This is a genomic window from Acidovorax sp. GW835-FHT14G06 (genome assembly GCF_058793595.1).
This window is the reverse complement of sequence record NZ_JBXAGA010000006.1, coordinates 229,925-250,232: the sequence shown is the minus strand read 5'-3', so window position 1 is coordinate 250,232 and position 20,308 is coordinate 229,925. Positions and strand designations below refer to the sequence as shown.

Sequence of the window (20,308 nt, the reverse complement as noted above, 5' to 3'; positions counted from 1 at the left end):
CTGCCTAAGATCAAGCCCATGACTGCTTCCACCTCTGGCGCTACCGCCCCCACTGCCAACCCTGTCCCGCTGCGGCAGGACGCCCGCACCATCGGCCTCATCGGTTTGGCCCACGGCAGCTCGCACTTTTTTCACATGCTGCTGCCGCCGCTGTTTCCGTGGCTGATCGGCGAGTTTGGCTTCAGCTATTCCGAGTTGGGCCTGCTGGTGTCGGTGTTTTTTGTGATTTCGGGCGTGGGCCAGGCGCTGTCGGGCTTTCTGGTGGACCGCGTGGGCGCGCGGCCGGTGATGTTTTTTGCGTTGTCCAGTTTTGCCGCCGCAGGCCTGGCGGCGGGCACGGCGCAGGGCTACACAGGCCTGCTGCTGGCGGCAGCGCTGGCCGGGCTGGGCAATGCGCCGTTCCACCCGGTGGACTTCACCATTCTCAACAAGCGCGTATCGCCGCAGCGCCTGGGGCATGGGTTTTCGGTGCACGGCATCAGCGGCAACCTGGGCTGGGCCACCGCGCCCGTGTTCATGGCGGGCATTGCCACGGCCACGGGCTCGTGGCGAACGGCCTGCCTGTGCGGCGGTTTGCTGGCCCTCACGGTGCTGGCCATCATGGTCTGGAACCGTGATGCCATCGATGACCGCAAAGGTAGCTGGGCGCACCAGGCCAAGGGCGGTGCAGCGGCCGCCAAGCCCGAGCACCCCATGGCCTTCCTCAAGCTGCCGTCGGTGTGGCTGTGTTTCTCGTTTTTCTTCTGGAGCACCTGCGCGCTGAGCGCCATCCAGAGTTTTGCCAGCCCGGCGCTGCAGTCCATGTACGGCCTGCCGCTGAGAGTGACGGCCATGGTGGTCACGGGATACATGCTGTGCGGTGCGGCCGGCATGCTGGTGGGCGGCTTCCTGGTGGGGCGTGTGCAGCGGCTGGAGAAGATCATCTCCGTGTGCCTGCTGGGCTCGGCCGCTCTGCTGGTGGTGGTCGCATCGGGGCTGCTGCCGGGCATGGCGGCGCTGGTGGCGGCTTCGGTGGCGGGGCTGGGCACTGGCCTGGCTGGCCCCTCGCGCGACATGCTGATCAAGCGCGCCGCGCCCCCTGGTGCCACGGGCCGCGTGTATGGCACGGTGTACTCGGGGCTGGACCTGGGCTTTTGCCTGGCGGCGCCTGTGTTCGGCGCCATGCTGGACCACGGCATGACGGCGGGCATCTTCTACGGCTCGGCCGTGACCCTGGGCCTGAGCGTGGTGTCGGCGGCACTCGTGGGGGTGGGCGTGGCGGCGCGGGCTGCGCGGCCTGTGCCTGCAGCGGCCTGAAGGGCCCACGGGGCAGGGGATCCACACGGCGCCCAGCACTCCGCGCGGGCCTGTGTTGCAATCGCGGTCGGTGGCGCCGGGACCCTGGTTGGCAGGGTTCGCAACGGCGCCCTTTGTTTTCAACGCAATTCCAGGACATCGCCCATGACGAACCCCATGTACAACGCCAGCGTCCCCGTTTTTCGCCAGATGCTGGGCTCGCTCCAGGACATTCTGGCCAAGACAGAGGCCCATGCCACGGCCCGCAAGATCGAGCCGGACGCCCTGCTGCAGGCCCGCCTGTTTCCCGACATGTTCCCCATGGCCCGCCAGGTGCTGATCGCCTGCGACTTTGCCAAGGGCGTGGCCGCGCGCCTGGCCGGTGTGGAGGTGCCTTCGCTGCCCGACGCCGAGCGCCCCGGTTTTGCTGACCTGAACGAGCGCATCACCACCGTGCTGGCGTTCATCGAAGGCCTGCCGCAGGCCGCGTTTGCCGAGGCTGCCACGCGCCAGATCACCATCCAGCCCGGCACGCCGCGCGAAAAGCAGTTTGTGGGCGAGCACTACCTGCTGCACTACGGCCTGCCCCAGTTTTTCTTCCATGTGAACGCGACCTACGCCATCGCGCGCCACAACGGCGTGGAGCTGGGCAAGCGCGACTACATGGGCAAGTACTGACCGGGTGCCCTGCCCCGCAAATAGTGGCCCAAAGGGCTGGTAGCGCTAGTGAAACATGCCTGAATAGCTATTAAATTTATAGTGTCGGCGAACAGTGCCGGGGGCACCAGAAAATTCCAACGGAGACCTGACCCATGAAGACCCTTTGTGCAACACAACGCACCCTGCCGTGCCTGGTGCTGGCCGGGGTGGCCTGCCTGGTAGCGGCTTGTGCCCCGGTGCCCACGCAGCCTGTGGCCTCTGTGCAGGCCTCTGCGCAGGCCAGTGCGGCGGCAGAGGCTGCGCCCACAGCCACCCCATGTCCCAAGGACCTGGCACCCATTGCCCGCTGCCTGTCGGGCCAGGATTTGGCCGGCGCGTATTACCTGATGGCCCTGCCGCAGCAGTGGAACGGCCACCTGGTGCTGCACGCCCACGGGGGGCCGGCATTGGGCGCGCCCAAGATGGAACGGTCGGTGGAGGACCTGGAGCGCTGGGCCATCATGGTCCGCGCGGGGTATGCCTGGGCGGGCAGCACCTTCCGCCAGGGCGGTGTGGAGGTGCGTGCAGCGGCCGAGGACACCGAGCGCCTGCGGCAGATTTTTGTACGCCACGTGGCCCAGCCGCAGCGCACCATCCTGCACGGCCAGTCCTGGGGCGCCAGCGTGGCGGCCAAGGGGGCCGAGATGTTCCAGACCACGGCGGACGGAAAGCGCCCCTACGACGCCGTGCTGCTCACCAGCGGCGTGCTGGCGGGCGGAACGCGCTCTTACGACTTTCGCACCGACTTGCGCGTGGTCTACCAGTACCTGTGCAACAACCACCCCCGGCCCACCGAGGTGCAGTATCCGCTGAACATCGGCCTGCCTGCTGATGCGGCGATGACGCAGGCCGACCTGGCCGCACGCGTGAACGAATGCCTGGCGCTGAACAAGCCGGTGGCCGAGCGCACGCCCGAGCAGCAGCGCAAAGTCAAAACCATCGTGGATGTGGTCCGCATCCCCGCCAGCTCCATCCAGGGCCACATGAACTGGGCCACCTTCCATTTCCGCGACGTGGTGCAGCACCGCACGGGCGGCGCCAGTCCGTTTGGCAACCGGGGTGTGCAATACCGAGGTTCGCCCGACGATGCCGCGCTGAACGCCGCCGTGCTGCGCTACCGTGCAGACCCTGCCGCCGTTGCCCGCTTTGCGCAGGACACCGACCTGACCGGCCGCATCCCCGTGCCCGTGCTCACCGTGAAAGGCGTGGACGACCCCACGGCCTTTGTCGAGCTGGACGCGGCCTTCCGGGCCACCATGGTGCAAGGCGGCAGCGCGGCGCGCCTGGTGCAGACCTTCACCCAGCACAACACCCACAGCTACCTGAGCGACCCGACCTATCCCACGCTCATGACCGCGCTGCTGCGCTGGGTGGGCCAGGGTGACAAGCCAACGCCCGAAGGCATTGCGCAGCAGTGCGCAGGCATGGAGGCCACGTTCGGCAAGGGCTGCGCCTTCTTGCCCGGCTATGTGCCGGCGTCGTTGAACACCCGCGTGGCCGACCGCCAGCGGCCGTAGGTTGTTTTCTATTGCGGTTCCCGCCGCGCCATGAAAAAAGGCCCCGCTCTGCGGGGCCTTTGTTTTGTGCTGCTGCAGCGCAGGGCCGCAGCATCGGGGGCCGGTATCAGGCAGCCACAGCCTTGAGGGCTTCGTTCAGCGTCTTGCTGGGGCGCATCACGGCGTCCAGCTTGGCCACGTCGGGCAGGTAGTAGCCACCGATGTCGGCGGGTGCACCCTGCACGGCAGCCAGTTCGGCCACGATGGCCTGCTCGTTGTCGGCCAGCTGCTTGGCCAGCGGGGCGAACAGTTGGGCCAGTTCGGCATCGGCCGTTTGCGTGGCCAGCTCTTGCGCCCAGTACAGGGCCAGGTAGAACTGGCTGCCACGGTTATCGAGCTGGCCGGTCTTGGGCGAGGGGTTCTTGTTGTTGTCCAGCAGCTTGCCTGTGGCGGCGTCCAGCGTCTGGGCCAGGATCTTGGCCTTGCCGTTGCCGGTCTTCAGGCCCAGGTCTTCCAGCGACACGGCCAGCGCCAGGAACTCGCCCAGCGAATCCCAGCGCAGGTGGTTTTCTTCCACCAGCTGCTGCACATGCTTGGGGGCCGAGCCGCCGGCACCCGTCTCGTACATGCCGCCACCAGCCATCAGCGGCACGATCGACAGCATCTTGGCAGAGGTGCCCAGTTCCATGATGGGGAACAGGTCGGTCAGGTAGTCGCGCAGGATGTTGCCGGTGGCGCTGATGGTGTCCAGGCCACGGATCACGCGCTCCAACGTGTAGCGCATGGCACGCACCTGGCTCATGATCTGGATGTCCAGGCCGGTGGTGTTGTGCTCGTGCAGGTACATCTTGACCTTGGTGATCAGCTGCGCCTCGTGCGGGCGGTACGAGTCCAGCCAGAACACCACGGGCATGCCAGAGTTGCGGGCGCGGTTCACGGCCAGCTTCACCCAGTCACGGATCGCAGCGTCCTTGACCTGGCACATGCGCCAGATGTCGCCGGCTTCCACGTCCTGGCTCAGCAGCACTTCGCCGGTCGCCAGGTCGGTGATGTTGGCCACGCCGTCTTCGGCGATCTCGAAGGTCTTGTCGTGGCTGCCGTATTCCTCGGCCTGCTGGGCCATCAGGCCCACGTTGGGCACCGTGCCCATGGTCTTGGGGTCGAACGCGCCGTGCCATTTGCAGAAGTTGATGATCTCCTGGTAGATGCGGGCGAAGGTCGACTCGGGCATCACGGCCTTCACGTCCTTCAGGCGGCCGTTGGCGTCCCACATCTTGCCGCCGTTGCGGATCATGGCGGGCATGGACGCGTCCACGATGATGTCGTTGGGCGAGTGGAAGTTGGTGATGCCCTTGGCCGAATCCACCATGGCCAGCTCGGGGCGGTGCTCGTGGCAGGCGTGCAGGTCGCGCTTGATCTCGTCACGCTGGCTTTGTGGCAGGGTCTCGATCTTTGTGTACAGGTCCACCATGCCGTTGTTCACGTTCACGCCCAGCTCTTCAAAGGTCTTGGCGTGTTTCTCGAACGCGTCTTTGTAGAAGATCTTCACGCAGTGGCCGAACACGATGGGGTGCGACACCTTCATCATCGTAGCCTTCACGTGCAGCGAGAACATCACGCCGGTCTTGCGTGCGTCTTCGATTTCCTTTTCATAGAAGGCCAGCAGGGCTTTCTTGCTCATGAACATGCTGTCGATCACTTCGCGGTCGAGAAGGCTGACCTTGGGCTTCAAGATGATGGTCTTGCCGCTCTTGGTGATCAGCTCCATCTTCACGTCACGGGCGCGGTCCAGCGTCATGGACTTTTCGCCGTGATAGAAGTCGCCAGCGTGCATGTGCGAAACGTGCGAGCGCGAGGCCTGGCTCCACTCGGCCATGCTGTGCGGGTTCTTGCGGGCGTATTCCTTCACGGCCTTGGGCGCGCGGCGGTCGGAGTTGCCTTCGCGCAGCACGGGGTTCACGGCCGAGCCGGTGCACTTGTTGTAGCGGGCCTTGATTTCCTTTTCCTTGTCGTCCTTGGGCTGGTCCGGGTAGTCGGGCAGGGCGTAGCCCTTGGCCTGCAGCTCGGCGATGGCAGCTTTCAGCTGCGACACGGATGCGCTGATGTTGGGCAGCTTGATGATGTTGGCATCGGGCTGAAGCGTCTTCTTGCCCAGCTCGGCCAAGTTGTTGGGCACGCGCTGTTCTTCGGTCAGGTAATCGGGGAACTCACCCAGGATGCGCGCTGCCACCGAGATGTCGCTCTCCAGCACGTTGATGCCTGCCGGTGCCGCAAACGTGCGAATGATGGGCAGGAAGGAAGCCGTGGCCAGACGGGGTGCTTCGTCGGTCAGGGTGTAGATGATGGAAGGTTGCTGGGTCGTCATGGCTTGTCTCACGAAACAGAGTAGGTAGATGCCCCCGGCTGCGTCGCAGCGGGGCTAAACGCGGATGCTCTCTCATTCTCCTTGCTCGGGGCTGTCTGCGCCCGCTGTTTTTGCAATCGAATCTCACAATGCAAAATTATCATAAGGTCAGGGCACTTTTTTTCACCAAAAAAGTGGTAATCACCCTGCTGCCTCCCGCAGTTTGACGGCTCGGACGCGTGCACGGCACCCCCTGGCGGGCGCTACGCAAAGCCTGCCGGAACTGCCACCACCCGGCCTGGGGTGACCACGAACCGTGTCCAGTGATAGGGCAGCGTGTGGGGCGCGGTGCCGGTGAAAGCCCCAAAGGCAGGCAGGACCAGTTGCCCGTTGCCCCAGCCAAAACAGGGCGTCCGCAGCGCATCCCGCGCCGGGCCTCTCAGCCGCAACGTGGGGTGCAGATGCCCCGCGAGCACCGTGTGGCCTTCAACCGTCTGCGGGTGGTGGCAGGCCAGCACTGGCACACCGGCGCAAGGCAACCAGGGCTCGTTGACCAGCGCCAGTGCCAGCGCGGCCGGCGGGTCGCCCGCGTGTTGGTCATGGTTGCCGCGCACCAGCGTCATCGCCACATGCGCATGGCGCTGGCGCCAGGGCAGCAGCTGCTGCCACAGCGCATCGGCTGCGCCGCTGCGCGCATGCAGAAAGTCGCCCAGAAACACCAGGTGGTCGGCCTCCGTGGCGGCCAGCACCGCATCCAGCCGTTCAAGGTTGTCGGCCGTGGTGCCGTGCGGCACGGGCTGGCCCGCGCGGCGGAAGGTGGCCGCCTTGCCGAAATGCACATCCGCCACCAGCACCATGCGCGCGGCGGGCCACCACAGCGCGCGCTGAGGCAGCAGCTGCAGTGCGGTGCCGCAGGGCAGGGTGATGGCGTGCGCACCTGTGGGGGGCGTGGCGGCATTGAAGGGCAGGGAGGAGTGCATCGTGCTCAGAATCCGTGGCGTCTGCGGGCGCTGCGGGGTGCCTCTCCGGCCGGGTCTCTGCGCGTGCGCCGTGCCGAAGTGGCAGAGCCTTCAGGGATGTCCCACGCCATGTCCGTGGAATGGACTGGGTGCTGCGCAAGGTGGGTGCCCGTGGTGGCGTCGGCCGCCAGCTCCAGCGCCTGCACCATGCGCGCCAGCCGGTCGGCCAGGGTCTCGGTACTCAGGCGTTCGCGAAAGCGCTCCACCATCAGCGGCAGCGCAAACGGGGTGGGGCGATCCAAGGCGTGTATGGACAGGGTCTGCGCCTGCATGCCGCGCAGCGTGCGTGCCAGCCGGTCCATGTCCAGCTCGTTCGTCAGCAGCTCGGCACGGGCCTGGGCCAGCAACAGGTTGTCGGGGTCGTACTGGGCAAACACGTCGTAATAGAGCGACGACGAGGCCTGCAGCTGGCGGCTGCTGCGCTGTTCGCCGGGGTGGCTCTGGAAGATCAGACCCGCAATGCGCGCGATCTCGCGAAAGCGCCTGCGCGCCATTTCGGTGGCGTTCAGGCTGGCCAGCACTTCCTCTTCGAGCCCGCTACCGATGGTGGTGTGCGTGCCTTCGCCGATCAGGCGCGGCAGCAGCGCGGGCCAGTCCACTGGCTTGGCCGACAGCAGCTCCAGCCCGTAGTCATTGACCGCGATGGAGAAGGTGTTGGGCACCTGCTGCGACGCGCGCCAGCCCAGCAGCCCGGCCAGGCCCAGGTGCACCAGGCGGCCTGCCAGCGGGTACAGGTACAGGTGCCAGCCCTCGCGCGTGTGCAGGGTCTCGGCCACCAGGCGACCCGGGGTGGGAAGGGCCGACCACGCCTGCTGCAGCTCCAGCAGTGGCCGGGCGCAGCGCATCTCGGGCGTGGCGAACTGGCCGTGCTCGGCCTGCGCCAGCTGTTCCAGCATCGCATCGGCCAGCGTGTTCGACAGCGGCATGCGCCCGCCGCTCCAGCGCGGCAGTGCAGCGCTGCCCTTGGGGGCGATGCGCACATAGGCCGTCATCTGCTGCGTGCGCACCAGCTCCAGCAGGCGGCCCGCAAACATGAACACATCGCCCTTGCGCAGCCGGGCGATAAAGCTCTCTTCCACCGACCCCAGGCGCCCACCGCTCACAAACTGCACCTGCATGCTGGCGTCGCTCACGATGGTGCCGATGTTGCTGCGGTGGCGGCGCGCCAGGCGGGCATCGGGCACGCGCCAGATACCTTCGTCGTCGGGCACTACGCGGTGAAAGTCCGGGTAGGTGGCCAGCGACGCGCCGCCCTGGCGCACGAACTGCAGTGCCCATTGCCAGTCGGTATCGGCCAGCTGGGCATAGGCGGGTGCGCGGCGCACCTCGGCCAGCAGCGCATCGGGCACAAAGCCGCCGCCCAGCGCGATGGTGACCAGGTGCTGCACCAGCACATCGAGCGGCGCACGCGGCGTGTACCGTTCTTCGATGCTGCCCTGCGCCAGGGCACGGCGCGCAGCGGCGGCCTCCACCAGCTCCAGGCTGTGCGTGGGCACCAGCGTGATGCTGGAGCTGCGCCCGGGCGCATGGCCCGAGCGGCCCGCGCGCTGCACCAGCCGCGCCACGCCCTTGGCCGAGCCGATCTGCAGCACCTGCTCTACCGGCAAAAAGTCCACGCCCAGGTCCAGGCTCGATGTGCACACCACGGCCTTGAGCTGCCCGGCCTTCAGGCCTTGTTCCACCCAGTCGCGCACCTCATGCCCCAGCGACCCGTGGTGCAGTGCGATGGTGCCCGCCCAGTCGGGCCGTGCCTCCAGCAGCGCCTGGTACCAGCGCTCTGCTTGTGAGCGCGTGTTGGTGAACACCAAGGTGGACGCCGCCGCTTCGATCGACTGCACCACCTGCGGCAGCAGGCTCAGCCCCATGTGGCCCGCCCACGCAAAGCGGTCGGCCCGCGCGGGCAGCATCACCTGCACCTCCAGCCGCTTGTCGATACGGCCCTGCACCAGCACGGCGGGAGGCGGCTGTGGCGCTTTTGCCGTGCTGGACACGGGCTGCGGCAGCAAGGTGTGCAGGGCCTCCTCCAGGTTGCCCAGCGTGGCCGACATGCCCCACACCTGCAGCGCGGGGTTCCAGCCCGACATGCGCGCCAGCGCCAGTTGCACCTGCACGCCGCGCTTGTTGCCCACCAGCTCGTGCCATTCGTCCACCACCACCAGGCGCACGCTGGCCAGGCGCTCACGCGCATCGGCGCGGGCCAGCAGCAGCGACACGCTCTCGGGCGTGGTCACCAACAGCGTGGGCAGGCGGCGGTCTTGCGCGGCGCGTTCGCCGCTGGCGGTGTCGCCGGTGCGCAGGCCGCTGGTCCACGCGGGCGCCAGATCGGGCAGCGGCTCTTGCAGGGCGCGCAGCGAATCGGCGGCGAGTGCGCGCATGGGCGTGATCCACAGCACGGTGAGGGGCGGTGCCGCAGCGCGGCGCGTGCGCAGGGCGGTACGGGCGTTGGGGACTTTGTGGGCTTCTTCTGGCGCCGGTGCAGCATCGGCCCGCGCCAAGTGCTGCAGCGCGCCCAGCCATACCGCATAGGTCTTGCCCGCGCCCGTGGTGGCGTGCAGCAGGCCCGAGCGGCCCTCACCCATCGCGCGCCACACGTCTTGCTGGAAGCCGAACGGCTGCCACCCGCGCGCCGCCATCCAGGCGGCAGCGGCACTCGGTGCCACCGGGGGCAGGGGCTTGCGCGGTCGGCGTGTCGTGCTCATGCGGCCGCGTCCTGCCCTGGCAGCAGCGCCATCAGCGTTTGCAAGGTATCGGCCTCGGCCACGGGTTTGTCCTGGCGCCAGCGCAGCATGCGCGGAAAGCGCACCGCAATGCCGCTCTTGTGGCGTGGGCTGCGCGCAATGCCCTCAAAGCCCAGCTCAAACACCAGCGTCGCGTCCACGCTGCGCACGGGTCCAAAGCTCTCGCGCGTGGTCTTGCGGATGATGGCGTCCACCTGCGCAATCTCGGCGTCGGTCAGGCCGGAATACGCCTTGGCAAAGGGCACCAGTTGCCGCTCTGGGGCGTCCTGCGGCCCGGTCCACACGGCAAAGGTGTAGTCGGTGTAGAGGCTGGCGCGGCGGCCATGGCCGCGCTGGGCGTAGATGAGCACGGCGTCCACGCTCATGGGGTCGATCTTCCACTTCCACCACACGCCCACATCCTTGGTGCGGCCCACGCCGTACTGCGCGCTGCGGTGCTTGAGCATGAAACCCTCGGTGCCCATGCTGCGCGCGGCCTCGCGCTGGCGTGCGAGGTCTTGCCAGTCGCTGCCATGTAGCAGCGCGCTCAGGCGCAGGGCTTTGTGGGGTGGGGGAGCGATGGCTGCGTCATCAGGCCGTTGCAGCGTGGTCTCCAGCAGCGCGCGGCGTGCCTGTTGGGGCTGCTGGCGCAGGTCCTGCCCTGCGTGCTCCAGCAGGTCGTAGGCCACCAGCACCACGGGCAGATCGCGCAGCAGCTTGGGGGTCAGCGTCTTGCGGCCCAGGCGCTTTTGCAGGTCGGCAAAGGGGCGGGGCTGGGGCTCATTGGGCAGCCACACCAGAATCTCGCCATCGACCACCGTGCCGTCGGGCAGAGCCGCCAGTGCGGCCTCGGCCAGTTCGGGAAAGCGGTCGGTCACCAGCTCCTCCCCGCGCGACCAGACCCACACCGCGCCCGCACGCCGCACGATCTGCGCGCGGATGCCGTCCCACTTCCATTCCACCAGCCAGTCACCGGGCGTGCCCAGAAGTGCAGGCATCTCGGCCACGGGCTGGTTGAACGGGTGGGCCAGGAAGAACGGGTAGGGCTGGCCTGCATCGGCAGCATCCTGCGTACTGGCATCGTCGTCCACCGGCGCGATCAGCGCCTGGTAATCGCTGGCCTGCGGTTGCCGGCCGATCTGTGTGTAGCCCATCAGCCGGTGTGCGATGCGCTTGGGGTCCAGCGCGCTCACCGTGGCCAGCGCCTGCGTCACCTGCAGGCGCGACACCCCCACGCGGAAGTTGCCGGTGATGAGCTTGAAGTACACAAAGCGCTGCTCCGGCGCCAGCATGTTCCATTGCGTGCGCAGACGGGTATCGGCGTCACCCTGCGGCAGGGCGCGCAGGGGCAGCAGCTGAGCCATCCATTCGGCCAGTGTCAGCTCGGTGGGCTGGGTGGGCAGCGGCAGCAGCAGCGCCAGCGTTTCGGCCAGGTCGCCCACGGCCTGGTAGCTTTCTTCAAACAGCCACTCGGGCAGGCCCGCAGCCTCTTGCGCCAGCGCTTTCAGGCGCTTGGTGGGCACCATCTGGCGGGGTTTGCCGCCTGCGAGAAAGTACGTGGCCCAGGCTGCATCGGCGGGCGGTGCCACGCGCAGGTAAGCCACCAGTGCCGCGAGTTTGGCCGACTGCGCTGTAGTCGCGTCGAGCGCCTGGAACAGCTGGGCAAAGGCCTTCATGCCGTCCGCTCGGGTGCGGGTTGGCTGCTTGGTTCGGGCACAGCGCCTGCATCGTCCTCGTTGTCATCGGCGCCGTATTCTGTGGCGAACACCTGGGCGTCCAGCCCCTGCTCGCACAGCCAGCGCACCATTACCGCCGTGCTGCCGTGCGTCACGATGACGCGCTCCGCGCCCGTGGCACCAATGGCTTTCTGCAGGCTCGGCCAGTCAGCGTGGTCGCTCATCACAAAGCCCCGGTCCACGCCCCGGCGGCGGCGTGCGCCGCGCACCAGCATCCAGCCGCTGGCAAATGCGTCGGAGTGTTCTCCAAACCGCTTGAGCCAGGGTGTGCCCGCTGCCGAGGGCGGGGCCAGCACCAGCGCGCGTTTCAGGTCCGCCTGGGTCAGGCCCGGGTCCGTCACACGCAGCGTGGGCGGCAGGTCTACACCGGCCGCGCGGTACACGGCGTTGAGCGGCTCCACCGCGCCATGCACCACGATGGGCCCGATGCTGGCATCCACCCCGTGCAGCAGCCGCTGCGCCTTGCCGAAGGCGTAGGCATACAACACGCTGGCCTTGCCCGCAGCAACATTCGCGGCCCACCAGGCGTTGATGTCGGCGAACAGCACGGGCTGCGAAGGCCAGCGGTAGATGGGCAGGCCAAAGGTGGATTCGGTGATGAAGGTGTGGCAGCGCACCGGCTCGAAGGGCAGGCAGGTGCCATCGTCCTCCAGCTTGTAGTCGCCCGAGGCCACCCACACTTGGCCACCGTTTTCGATGCGCACCTGGGCCGAGCCCAGCACATGCCCGGCCGGGTGCAGCGACACGCGCACGCCATGGTGGTCGATGACCTCGCCATAGGCCAGCGTCTGCAGCGCGATGTCCGCCCCCAGCCTGTTGCGCAGCGTGCCCGCGCTGTCGTGGTGCGCCAGATAGTGGGCCGAACCCATGCGTGCATGATCCGAATGTGCGTGCGTGATCACGGCCCGCTCCACGGGCCGCCAGGGGTCGATGTAGAAGTCGCCGGGCGGGCAGTACAGGCCTTCGGGGCGGTGGACGATCAGTTCGTTGCTGGACATGCGTGTGGCATCGTAGGCGGCAAGGCAAAGCCGGTGGGGTTGCCCGGGTTTGCCCGGTAGGGGGTTGCAGGCGCTTTTGACGTCCAATCTGCCGCAAGCGCCGATATTGTATGCCTCGATTGCTATCAATAGTGAAGCGTATTGGCCTGCTGGGCCGTGCCGCTGAAGGCGCGTCCCTCTCCATCATCCCGCCATCGATTGCGCCGTCTGCAGGACTGCGCCGCGTTCTGCGCACGGGCGGCTGCCTTTACGGCAGAAAACCATGCCCGTACGATGGCGGTCGCCTGCGGCCCAGACCCGCAGCCAGGGACTCATCCATGCGCTTGTATCCGTCGTATCGGTCGCTTTTTGCCTTGCTCTACGGCCCGGTTTTGGGCCTCGTGGCCGCATCAGCCGGCGCCCAGGTCCCTCCCGGCGCCGCGCCGCGCACCAACGCCTTCAACGACCCCTTCGTCCAAGTCACCCGCGCCATCCCGCAATGCCCCGTGCCCGAAGGGCCTCTGTACACCGAGGCAGAGGTGCGCGAACTGGCGCATGTGCGCTCTCAGCATGGCGGCAGCTGCCACCGCGTGGGGCGCTGTCGCCTGCCCAACTCCTACCTGTACGACGCCGAGATCATCCCGCGCGTGCAGCGCTACATCCAGCAGGACGGCCGCTTTGGCGACACCAGCGTGTGGGTGCTGGGCGAGCGGCGGCTGGTGACGCTCAAGGGCTGCGTGCAGTCGCAAGCGCAGTCCGACGCGCTGGAGAAGGCTGTGTGGCTGGTGGACGATGTGATGGGGGTGATCAATTTGTTGCAGCTCGGGACGGATGCGGCGGCTACGCGGTACCTGCTGGCCCTGCCGCACAAGCCCTGATGTGCGGGGCCAGATGGCTGCGCAGATCGCGGGCACAGTGATTGCGCAGTGGTCTTTGCGGCAGCGATGACTCACTGGCACCACACTGCGGTTGGAGTGCTTGGGCTAGCGCGTGTCCTGCTGCATATTGCTGGTTCGTCATTCTTCATTCACGAAGGACTTCTTCATGCCATTCAAGTTTTCCTTGCTGGTGGCTGCCACTCTGACCCTGGCAGTTGTTGCATCACCCACCGTGTCGGCCAAACCGTTCAAGTGGTCCGGCTCCAGCGACATTCAGACCATGGATATCCATTCGCAAAACAGCGCCCTGGGTAACGGTATCCACGCGGCGGTGTACGAGTCGCTGGTGATGTTCAACAGCCGCACCCTCAGGGTGGAGCCTTTGCTGGCAACGTCGTGGCAGCAGGTCAGCCCCACGCAGATGCGCTTCAAGCTGCGCCAGGGCGTGAAGTTCAGCGATGGTTCTGCCATGACGGCGGACGACGTGGTGTATTCGCTGCAGCGCGCCATGAGCAAGACCTCCACCTATGCCATCTATACCCAGGGCATGGACCGCATCGCCAAGGTGGATGGCGAGACCATTGACATCTTCTTGAAGAACCCCAATCCCGTGCTGCTCAACCAGCTGACCGAGCTGCGCGTGATGAGCAAGGCCTGGGCCGAAAAGAACAATTCAGTGGAGCCCAAGGACATCAAGGCCAAGGACGAGACCTTCTCCCACCGCAATGCCATGGGCACTGGCCCGTTCGTGCTCAAGGAGTGGGTGCCCGACCAGAAGATTGTTTTTGCCGCCAACCCCAACTGGTGGAATGCGGGTAAGGTGGAGGGCAACGTGACCGAGATCAGCTACCTGCCCATCAAGTCCGAGGCCACGCGCATTGCCGCGCTGCTGTCGGGCGAGGTGGACATGGTGCGCGACACCAGCATCCAGGACCTGGCCCGCGTCAAGGCCAATCCGAACCTCAAGGTGCTGGAGATGGTGGAGAACCGCACCGTGTACCTTGCCATGGACCAGTTCCGTGACGAACTGCCGGGTAGCAACATCAAGGGCAGGAATCCGCTCAAGGACCTGCGTGTGCGCAAGGCGCTGTACCAGGCCATCGATGGCGCCACCCTGCAGCGTGTGACCATGCGCGGCATGTCCAAGCCCACGGGCGCCATCGTGTCGCCCCTGGTCAACGGCTGGACCGAGGCGGTGGACAAGCGCTTGCCATATGACGTCAACATTGCCAAAGACCTGCTGGCGCAAGCGGGGTACAGCGATGGCTTTGAGGTGGACTTCGCCTGCAGCAACAACGCCATCGTGCAGGACGAACAACTGTGCCAGGCCATTACCGCCATGTGGTCGCGCATCGGCGTCAGGGCCAAACTGCGCACGCAGCCAGCCGTCAGCTACTACCCCATGGCGCAGCGGCACGAGGCCAGCATTGCCATGCTGAGCTGGGGTGTGCCTACGTTTGATGCGCTGTACACGCTGCAGTCGCTCACCCGCACCAAGACCACGGGGGGCGACGGCAACTACAACCTCGGCCGCTACAGCAATGAACGCATGGACTACATCGTGGACCGTGTGAAGACCGAGATCGACCTGCCCGTGCGCAACCGTCTGCTGACGGAGGGTTTGCAACTGCAGAACGACACCGTGGCGCACATCCCGCTGCACAACCAGATGCTGGCCTGGGCCATGAAGAAAAACGTGGACCTGGTGCAGCGGCCGGACAACCGGATTGACTGGCGGTTGATCAAAGTGAACTGAGGCCTTGGGCTCCGCAGCCTTTGAGGCGGGCGCAGCCCATGCCAGTGCACCCGTGGAACCGGCTTTGCCGGGCCTCCGGGCCCCCCTGGGGGACGGCGCCGAAGGCGACTTAAGCAGCTCTCAATGCTCGGGCTGCAGCATGATGATCGCCATGCCCGCCAGCGCCACCAGCACGCCCGCCACATCCCACGGTGTGGGGCGGATGCCATCCACCGCCCACAGCCAGACCAGTGCCACCCCGACGTAGACCCCGCCGTAGGCTGCGTACACGCGGCCCGCGCCGGCCGTGTCGTGCAGCGTCAACAGCCAGGCAAACAGCGCCAGGCTTGCGGCGGCAGGCAGAAGCAGCCACACCGGTTTGCCCTGCTTGATCCATAGCCAGGGCAGGTAGCAGCCCACGACTTCGGCGAGGGCGGTGACGATGAAGAGCAGCACGGTCTTCAGCATGGCGTGGCGTCGTGTGTGGTTGCCGCCCGGGAGGCGTCCGGCTGGGTGGCCAGCCACTGGCGCAGTGCAAGCTCACCCTTGGGCGTGAAGTGCACCACGCGCGAGCCTTGCGCGCGATGTGCCCATCCCCCTTCGAAGAGGCGTTGCAGCAGCGCAGCGCCCAGTGCGCCGCCCAGATGATGCCGGCGTTCGCTCCAGTCCAGGCAAGGGCGGCACAGCATGCGCCGCTGCTGTGCCAGCGTGGACGTGTCGATCCCCACCTGGGTAAACCAGTGCGCACCGGCGGGTGTTACGGCCGCACCTTGGGGCGTGGCCTGCAGCAATCCCTGGTGTACCAGCGCCTCGTAGAACTGCACGCCCACTTCGCCGGCCAGGTGGTCGTAGCACATGCGCGCGCGGCGTAGCGCAGGCTCCCGGGGGCTGGCGCGCAGCCGCACGGCACCTGCGCGAAACGCCACGTTCATCAGTGACTCCAGCACGTGCGCCACATCGCGGTCCGCCAGCCGGAAGTAGCGGTGCCGGCCCTGGCTTTCCACGGAGACCAGACCGGCATCCAGCAGCTTGGCCAGATGGGCGCTGATGGTCTGCTTGGTCACGCCCGCAATGTCGGCGAGCTCGGTGGCGGTCAGTGCACGGTCGGTCATCAAGGCCGTGAGGACTTCGGCGCGTGCGCTGTCTCCGATGAGCGCGGCAATGCGCGCAATATGGGGTCCATCTTTCATGGTTCGATCTTGGGCGAACCATCGAGGTCCGTCAACCGCCTATCGTGAAGCCCTTGTCCACCAACCACTCCTGAACTCCATGATCACCTGCTTCATTCGCTACGAAATCGATCCCTTTCAGCGCGAGCTGTTTGCCGAATACGCGCGCCGCTGGGGCCAGATCATTCCTCGCTGCGGCGGCCATCTGCTGGGCTACTTTTTGCCGCATGAGGGCAGCAACTACGAGGCCTGGGGCTTGATCGGCTTTGACTCCCTGGCCGCCTACGAGGCCTACCGCGCGCGCCTGCGCGCCGACCCGGAAGGCCGCGCCAACTTTGCGATGGCACAGGAGAACCGGTTCATCCTGCGCGAGGAGCGCACATTTACCCACGGTGTGGAAGGCACGTTGGGCTTGCCCGCCAATCGCCAGGAGCCTTCCGCATGATGGCCGTGATCTTTGAAGTTCAACCAGCGCCCGGTCAGCAGGACGCCTACCTTCAAGCTGCTGCAGCGCTGCGTCCGCTGCTGGAGCAAGTGGATGGCTTCATTTCCATTGAGCGCTTTCAGAGCTTGACCGAGCCAGGCCGTTTGCTGTCGCTGTCCTTTTGGCGCGACGAAGAGGCTGTTGCCCGTTGGCGGCAGATGGAAGCCCACCGCCCCACTCAGCGGCTGGGCCGCGCCAGCATTTTCTATGACTACCGTTTGCGTGTGGCGGCGGTGGTGCGGGACTACGGCATGCGCGACCGAGAAGGAGCGCCGCCGGATTCGCGCGCCATGCTGGAAACCGGTATGTCATAAGTCTTTGCAGTGGGCCGAAAGTACATGCTTTGCCTTGTGATCTTCAGGCGCCCCGTGCAAAGATGGAATTGTCTTGGTGTGGGATGGCTTCTTGCATGCCGTTGGCGTTCAACTCAAGTGGCACGGGTGTATGGTGCACCGAGAGAATCCGCTCGTGCTGGAGCCAGAGGCCGTATCTGATGGGCTACGAGGCTATGGATGTGCAGACCAAGTATCCAGGTGCGAGTCGATTTCTTTGGCAATGCGTCCCTGAGCAAGCCACACCGTGCTGTCGCGTTGGTAAGGCATCGCACCAGCCACCGGGATATTGGTTTGCGCCAGCCCGGAGAGAATGTTTCTTCTTTCATCCTTGGGAAGAATGGCGACGTGCTGATAGGGTCGAAAAGACGTCTTTGAAAGCACCAGCGTTGTATCGGTCTCAGTGATCTGCACGGGCATATCCGGCGGCGAAGCGAAGCGCTGGCCAAGGACCGAAAAGACGGGGTCAACACTCTTTTCCAGCTCCGCAAACCCCACCAGCACCAGCAAGGCCGAGCCTCCCTGGGGCAGGTCCAAGGACAAAACAGTTCCCACAGGCGCCGTGGTCCGGATCTTTTGGGGTTTGGGTCGTGAAACCTGGACAGGTTTTTCAGGCGTTTGGGGGGTGTGGAGGCGGGCCTCCAGTGCCTGAAGGGCTTTGCGGCGCGATGCGACGTGGTCGGGTGCATCCCGCTCCCACACATCGACATCCCCACCCGACTGCAGCAGCGAAAGGGCCTTGTCTTTCAGTGCCTGATCCAGTCGCCCATAGCGCCACGCGGTGTCGGCCAGGGCAAGGTACACGAGGCAGGCGATTTCCGTGTGTGCGAGCAGGTCGCCGTAGCGGGCGAGGACCTTCTGGCAAGCCTCCTCGGCAGAGAGTCCGTGCTTTAAGTTCTGGACATAGTCGTCGCGAACATCACAGCTTGTGTCGTTGGAAAAGAGACCTGTTCCCCAAGCACTCACGTTGACCTCTCTTGCTCTTCATTGGCGTGGATGGAGACACACACGTTTTCCGTCCCGCCATGGCTTTTCGGCCCAATCGGCCGTCGGTCTCCCCCGTCCTGGGGTGCGGCCCCATGCCCTCACATCGCAAAAATCTTGCCGGGGTTCAGGATGTTCTTCGGGTCCAGCGCGCGCTTGATGGCACGCATCATGTCCACCGCGCCGGTGCCGGTTTCGTCCAACAAGAAGCCGATTTTGTGGATGCCTACCCCGTGTTCACCCGTGCAGGTGCCGCCCATGGAGAGGGCGCGGGCGACCAGGGTGTGGTTCATGGCTTCGGCTTGGGTGCGTTCTTCCGCGCTGTTCGGGTCGATGAGATAGCCGAAGTGGAAGTTGCCGTCGCCCACGTGGCCGACGAGAAAGTAGGGGATGCCGCTGGCCTCCACCTCGTCCACCGATTCGAGCAGGCAGTCGGCCAGGCGGCTGATGGGTACGCAGGTGTCGGTGCTGATGGCGCGGCAGCCGGGGCGGCTTTGCACCGCAGCAAAGTAGGCGTTGTGCCGTGCGGTCCACAGGCGGGTGCGTTCCTCGGGGGTGCTGGCCCATTCAAAGGCCTGGCCGCCGAATTCGCTGGCAATGTCCTGCACCATCTCGGCCTGTTCCTTCACGCTGGCGGGCGAGCCGTGGAACTCCATCAGCAGCATGGGTTCCTCGCGCAGGGTCAGCTTGCTGTGCGCGTTGACCATGCGCACGGTGTGGTGGTCGATCAGTTCCACGCGCGCAATCGGCACGCCGATCTGGATGATCTGAATGGTGGTGCGCACGGCGGCTTCGATGCTGGGGAAGGAGCAGATGGCGGCGCTCACAGCCTCGGGCAGCGGGTACAGGCGCACGGTGATCTCGGTCATGATGCCCAGCGTGCCTTCGCTGCCCACCATCAGGCGCGTCAGGTCGTAGCCCGCGCTGCTCTTTTTGGCGCGGGTGCCGGTGTGTATGACCTCGCCGCTGGCGGTCACCACCTCCAGTGCCAGCACGTTCTCGCGCATGGTGCCGTAGCGCACGGCGTTGGTGCCGCTGGCGCGCGTGGCGCTCATGCCGCCGATGCTGGCGTCGGCACCGGGGTCGATGGGGAAGAACAGGCCGGTGTCCTTGATGGCTTCGTTCAAAGCCTTGCGCGTGATGCCAGGCTGCACCGTCACCGTGAGGTCTTCGGCGTTGATGCTGAGCACCTGGTTCATGCGGCTCACGTCGATGCTGATGCCGCCCTGCACGGCCAGCAGGTGGCCTTCGAGCGACGAGCCCGCGCCGTAGGGGATCACGGGCACTTCGTACTGGCTGGCCAGCTTCACCGCGTCGGCCACGTCCTGCGTGCTTTCGGCAAACACCACGGCGCTGGGCGGTGGGGCCTGTAGCGAGCCTTCGTCGCGCCCATGCTGCTCGCGCACAGCCTGGGCCAGCGAGCACTGCGCGCCGAAGCGGGCCTGCAGCGCATCGATGAGGGCCTGGGGCACGTCGCGCAGTTGGATTTCGGGCAGCAGGTGGGCAGCAGCGGTGGGGGCGTTCATGGTGTGTGTCTCCGGTGGGTGCGGTCAGTGAGAAGCATTCTAGGTTCGGCCCTGTGGCCGGGTGCTGGGTGATCGACCTTGGGCCCGGGTGGGGATGCGGGTATTCACGGGCTTGCTGGTCGGCTGGGGGATAAATACATTACGTTCGAAATGTATATTGTGAAAACGCCATGAACCACCGTGTTTCCCCGAAGGCCGGGGTGCGCCGCACCCATGCCGAGCGCAGCGCCGCCACGCGCCAGCACCTGATTGCCACGGCCATCGACGTGATCCAGCACCGCAGCCTGGAGGACATGTCCATCCACGAGCTGGCCAAGTCGGCGGGCATGACCTCGGGCGCGGTGCAGCACCACTTCGAATCCAAGGCGGTGCTGATGATGAACGTGCTCAGCGAGCTGATCGAGTCCACCGTGCGCTCGGGCGAACTCTGGCCCAGGGCGGCACTGCCAGCACGTGAACGGGCGGCGAAGTTTGTGCAGGCGGTGTGGCGCCTGGTCTACGCGCAGCCGCGTTTCATCGTGGCCTGGAACATCTACCTGGGCTGCCGCAACCAGCCCGAGGTGCTGGGCCACATTGCCGAGCTGCGCCAGAGTGTGCAGATGCGCATGCACGAAGGCTTCTTCACGGCCTTCCCAGAGCTGGCAGCAGAACCCGACCGCGATGGACTGCTGGGCCTGGTGCTGTCGTCGCTGCGCGGGCTGGGGCTGCTGCAGCTGTTTGCGCCTGCGCAGGCGCCGGATGCTGCACAGCAGGCCCAGCTGGCCTGCCTGGCGGACTGGATTGCCAGCCGTTGTGAAGCTGCTGTGGCAACGGGGGCGGCTGTGCCGGCCAAGACGCCCCGGCGCCGCCGCCCCAAAAGCGCAGGTTGACGTTTGGCTGGCGGTAAGGCGCGCCCCCAAGCTTCACGCGGTGCTCGCAGCCGCTATCCCTCATTCAA

At 66.3% G+C, this 20,308-nt stretch carries 17 protein-coding genes; 8 read left to right on the top strand and 9 right to left on the bottom strand.

The window, feature by feature from the left end:
• The first annotated feature begins 18 nt into the window (after window positions 1-18).
• From AC1Q64_RS12690 to AC1Q64_RS12680, 3 genes are all read left to right on the top strand, one after another.
• On the top strand, window positions 19-1,296 hold the full coding sequence (locus tag AC1Q64_RS12690; protein WP_492251565.1) for an MFS transporter: 1,278 nt from the start codon (window positions 19-21) through the stop codon (window positions 1,294-1,296).
• 144 nt (window positions 1,297-1,440) lie between these two features.
• The gene (locus AC1Q64_RS12685; RefSeq protein WP_291433497.1) at window positions 1,441-1,953 is read left to right on the top strand and encodes a DUF1993 domain-containing protein; all 513 of its coding nucleotides are present in this window, start codon (window positions 1,441-1,443) and stop codon (window positions 1,951-1,953) included.
• A gap of 134 nt (window positions 1,954-2,087) precedes the next feature.
• Window positions 2,088-3,491 carry an alpha/beta hydrolase gene (locus AC1Q64_RS12680; protein WP_492251564.1) on the top strand — a complete coding sequence of 468 codons (1,404 nt, stop codon included), beginning with the start codon at window positions 2,088-2,090 and terminating at the stop codon, window positions 3,489-3,491.
• Window positions 3,492-3,597: 106 nt separating this feature from the next.
• Here AC1Q64_RS12680 and AC1Q64_RS12675 read toward each other — a convergent pair whose 3' ends face one another.
• The 5 genes from AC1Q64_RS12675 to AC1Q64_RS12655 form a co-directional block, all read right to left on the bottom strand.
• On the bottom strand, window positions 3,598-5,835 hold the full coding sequence (locus AC1Q64_RS12675; RefSeq protein WP_291440033.1) for an NADP-dependent isocitrate dehydrogenase: 2,238 nt from the start codon (window positions 5,833-5,835) through the stop codon (window positions 3,598-3,600).
• 242 nt (window positions 5,836-6,077) lie between these two features.
• Window positions 6,078-6,794 (bottom strand): ligase-associated DNA damage response endonuclease PdeM, encoded by a 717-nt coding sequence (gene pdeM, locus AC1Q64_RS12670; protein WP_492251563.1) that lies wholly within the window; start codon window positions 6,792-6,794, stop codon window positions 6,078-6,080.
• Window positions 6,795-6,799: 5 nt separating this feature from the next.
• Complete coding sequence (locus AC1Q64_RS12665) at window positions 6,800-9,532, bottom strand: ligase-associated DNA damage response DEXH box helicase (protein WP_492251562.1); 2,733 nt, start codon at window positions 9,530-9,532, stop codon at window positions 6,800-6,802.
• Complete coding sequence (locus AC1Q64_RS12660) at window positions 9,529-11,226, bottom strand: ATP-dependent DNA ligase (RefSeq protein ID WP_492251561.1); 1,698 nt, start codon at window positions 11,224-11,226, stop codon at window positions 9,529-9,531. The genes AC1Q64_RS12665 and AC1Q64_RS12660 overlap by 4 nt, the downstream gene beginning before the upstream one ends.
• A complete protein-coding gene (locus tag AC1Q64_RS12655; protein WP_492251560.1) occupies window positions 11,223-12,284 on the bottom strand; it encodes a ligase-associated DNA damage response exonuclease in 1,062 nt (353 codons plus the stop codon). Before AC1Q64_RS12655 ends, AC1Q64_RS12660 begins: the two co-directional genes overlap by 4 nt.
• A gap of 317 nt (window positions 12,285-12,601) precedes the next feature.
• Here AC1Q64_RS12655 and AC1Q64_RS12650 point away from each other — a divergent pair, with 317 nt between their 5' ends.
• Window positions 12,602-13,141: a BON domain-containing protein gene (locus AC1Q64_RS12650; RefSeq protein ID WP_492251559.1), complete on the top strand. Its 540-nt coding sequence runs from the start codon at window positions 12,602-12,604 to the stop codon at window positions 13,139-13,141.
• Window positions 13,142-13,307: 166 nt separating this feature from the next.
• Entirely contained in the window at window positions 13,308-14,897 is a 1,590-nt protein-coding gene (locus AC1Q64_RS12645) for an ABC transporter substrate-binding protein (RefSeq protein WP_492251558.1), read from the top strand.
• Window positions 14,898-15,017: 120 nt separating this feature from the next.
• Here AC1Q64_RS12645 and AC1Q64_RS12640 read toward each other — a convergent pair whose 3' ends face one another.
• Together AC1Q64_RS12640 and AC1Q64_RS12635 are read right to left on the bottom strand one after the other, a co-directional pair.
• Window positions 15,018-15,344, bottom strand: a complete 327-nt coding sequence (locus tag AC1Q64_RS12640) for a YnfA family protein (protein WP_492251557.1) — start codon at window positions 15,342-15,344, stop codon at window positions 15,018-15,020.
• On the bottom strand, window positions 15,338-16,066 hold the full coding sequence (locus AC1Q64_RS12635) for an ArsR/SmtB family transcription factor (protein WP_492251556.1): 729 nt from the start codon (window positions 16,064-16,066) through the stop codon (window positions 15,338-15,340). Before AC1Q64_RS12635 ends, AC1Q64_RS12640 begins: the two co-directional genes overlap by 7 nt.
• A gap of 79 nt (window positions 16,067-16,145) precedes the next feature.
• Here AC1Q64_RS12635 and AC1Q64_RS12630 point away from each other — a divergent pair, with 79 nt between their 5' ends.
• Both AC1Q64_RS12630 and AC1Q64_RS12625 read left to right on the top strand, forming a co-directional pair.
• Window positions 16,146-16,490 carry an NIPSNAP family protein gene (locus AC1Q64_RS12630; RefSeq protein WP_291434974.1) on the top strand — a complete coding sequence of 115 codons (345 nt, stop codon included), beginning with the start codon at window positions 16,146-16,148 and terminating at the stop codon, window positions 16,488-16,490.
• Window positions 16,487-16,843: an antibiotic biosynthesis monooxygenase family protein gene (locus AC1Q64_RS12625; RefSeq protein WP_492251555.1), complete on the top strand. Its 357-nt coding sequence runs from the start codon at window positions 16,487-16,489 to the stop codon at window positions 16,841-16,843. Before AC1Q64_RS12630 ends, AC1Q64_RS12625 begins: the two co-directional genes overlap by 4 nt.
• 192 nt (window positions 16,844-17,035) lie before the next feature.
• On the opposite strand, the gene AC1Q64_RS12620 is transcribed toward AC1Q64_RS12625, so the two are convergent.
• Together AC1Q64_RS12620 and AC1Q64_RS12615 are read right to left on the bottom strand one after the other, a co-directional pair.
• Window positions 17,036-17,827 (bottom strand): hypothetical protein, encoded by a 792-nt coding sequence (locus AC1Q64_RS12620; RefSeq protein WP_492251554.1) that lies wholly within the window; start codon window positions 17,825-17,827, stop codon window positions 17,036-17,038.
• Window positions 17,828-17,946: 119 nt separating this feature from the next.
• Window positions 17,947-19,371, bottom strand: coding sequence for an FAD-binding oxidoreductase (locus AC1Q64_RS12615; RefSeq protein ID WP_492251553.1), 1,425 nt, complete (start codon window positions 19,369-19,371; stop codon window positions 17,947-17,949).
• A gap of 170 nt (window positions 19,372-19,541) precedes the next feature.
• Between AC1Q64_RS12615 and AC1Q64_RS12610 the strand changes: the two genes are divergently transcribed.
• Window positions 19,542-20,240, top strand: a complete 699-nt coding sequence (locus AC1Q64_RS12610) for a TetR/AcrR family transcriptional regulator (protein WP_492251552.1) — start codon at window positions 19,542-19,544, stop codon at window positions 20,238-20,240.
• The last annotated feature ends 68 nt before the right edge of the window (window positions 20,241-20,308 follow it).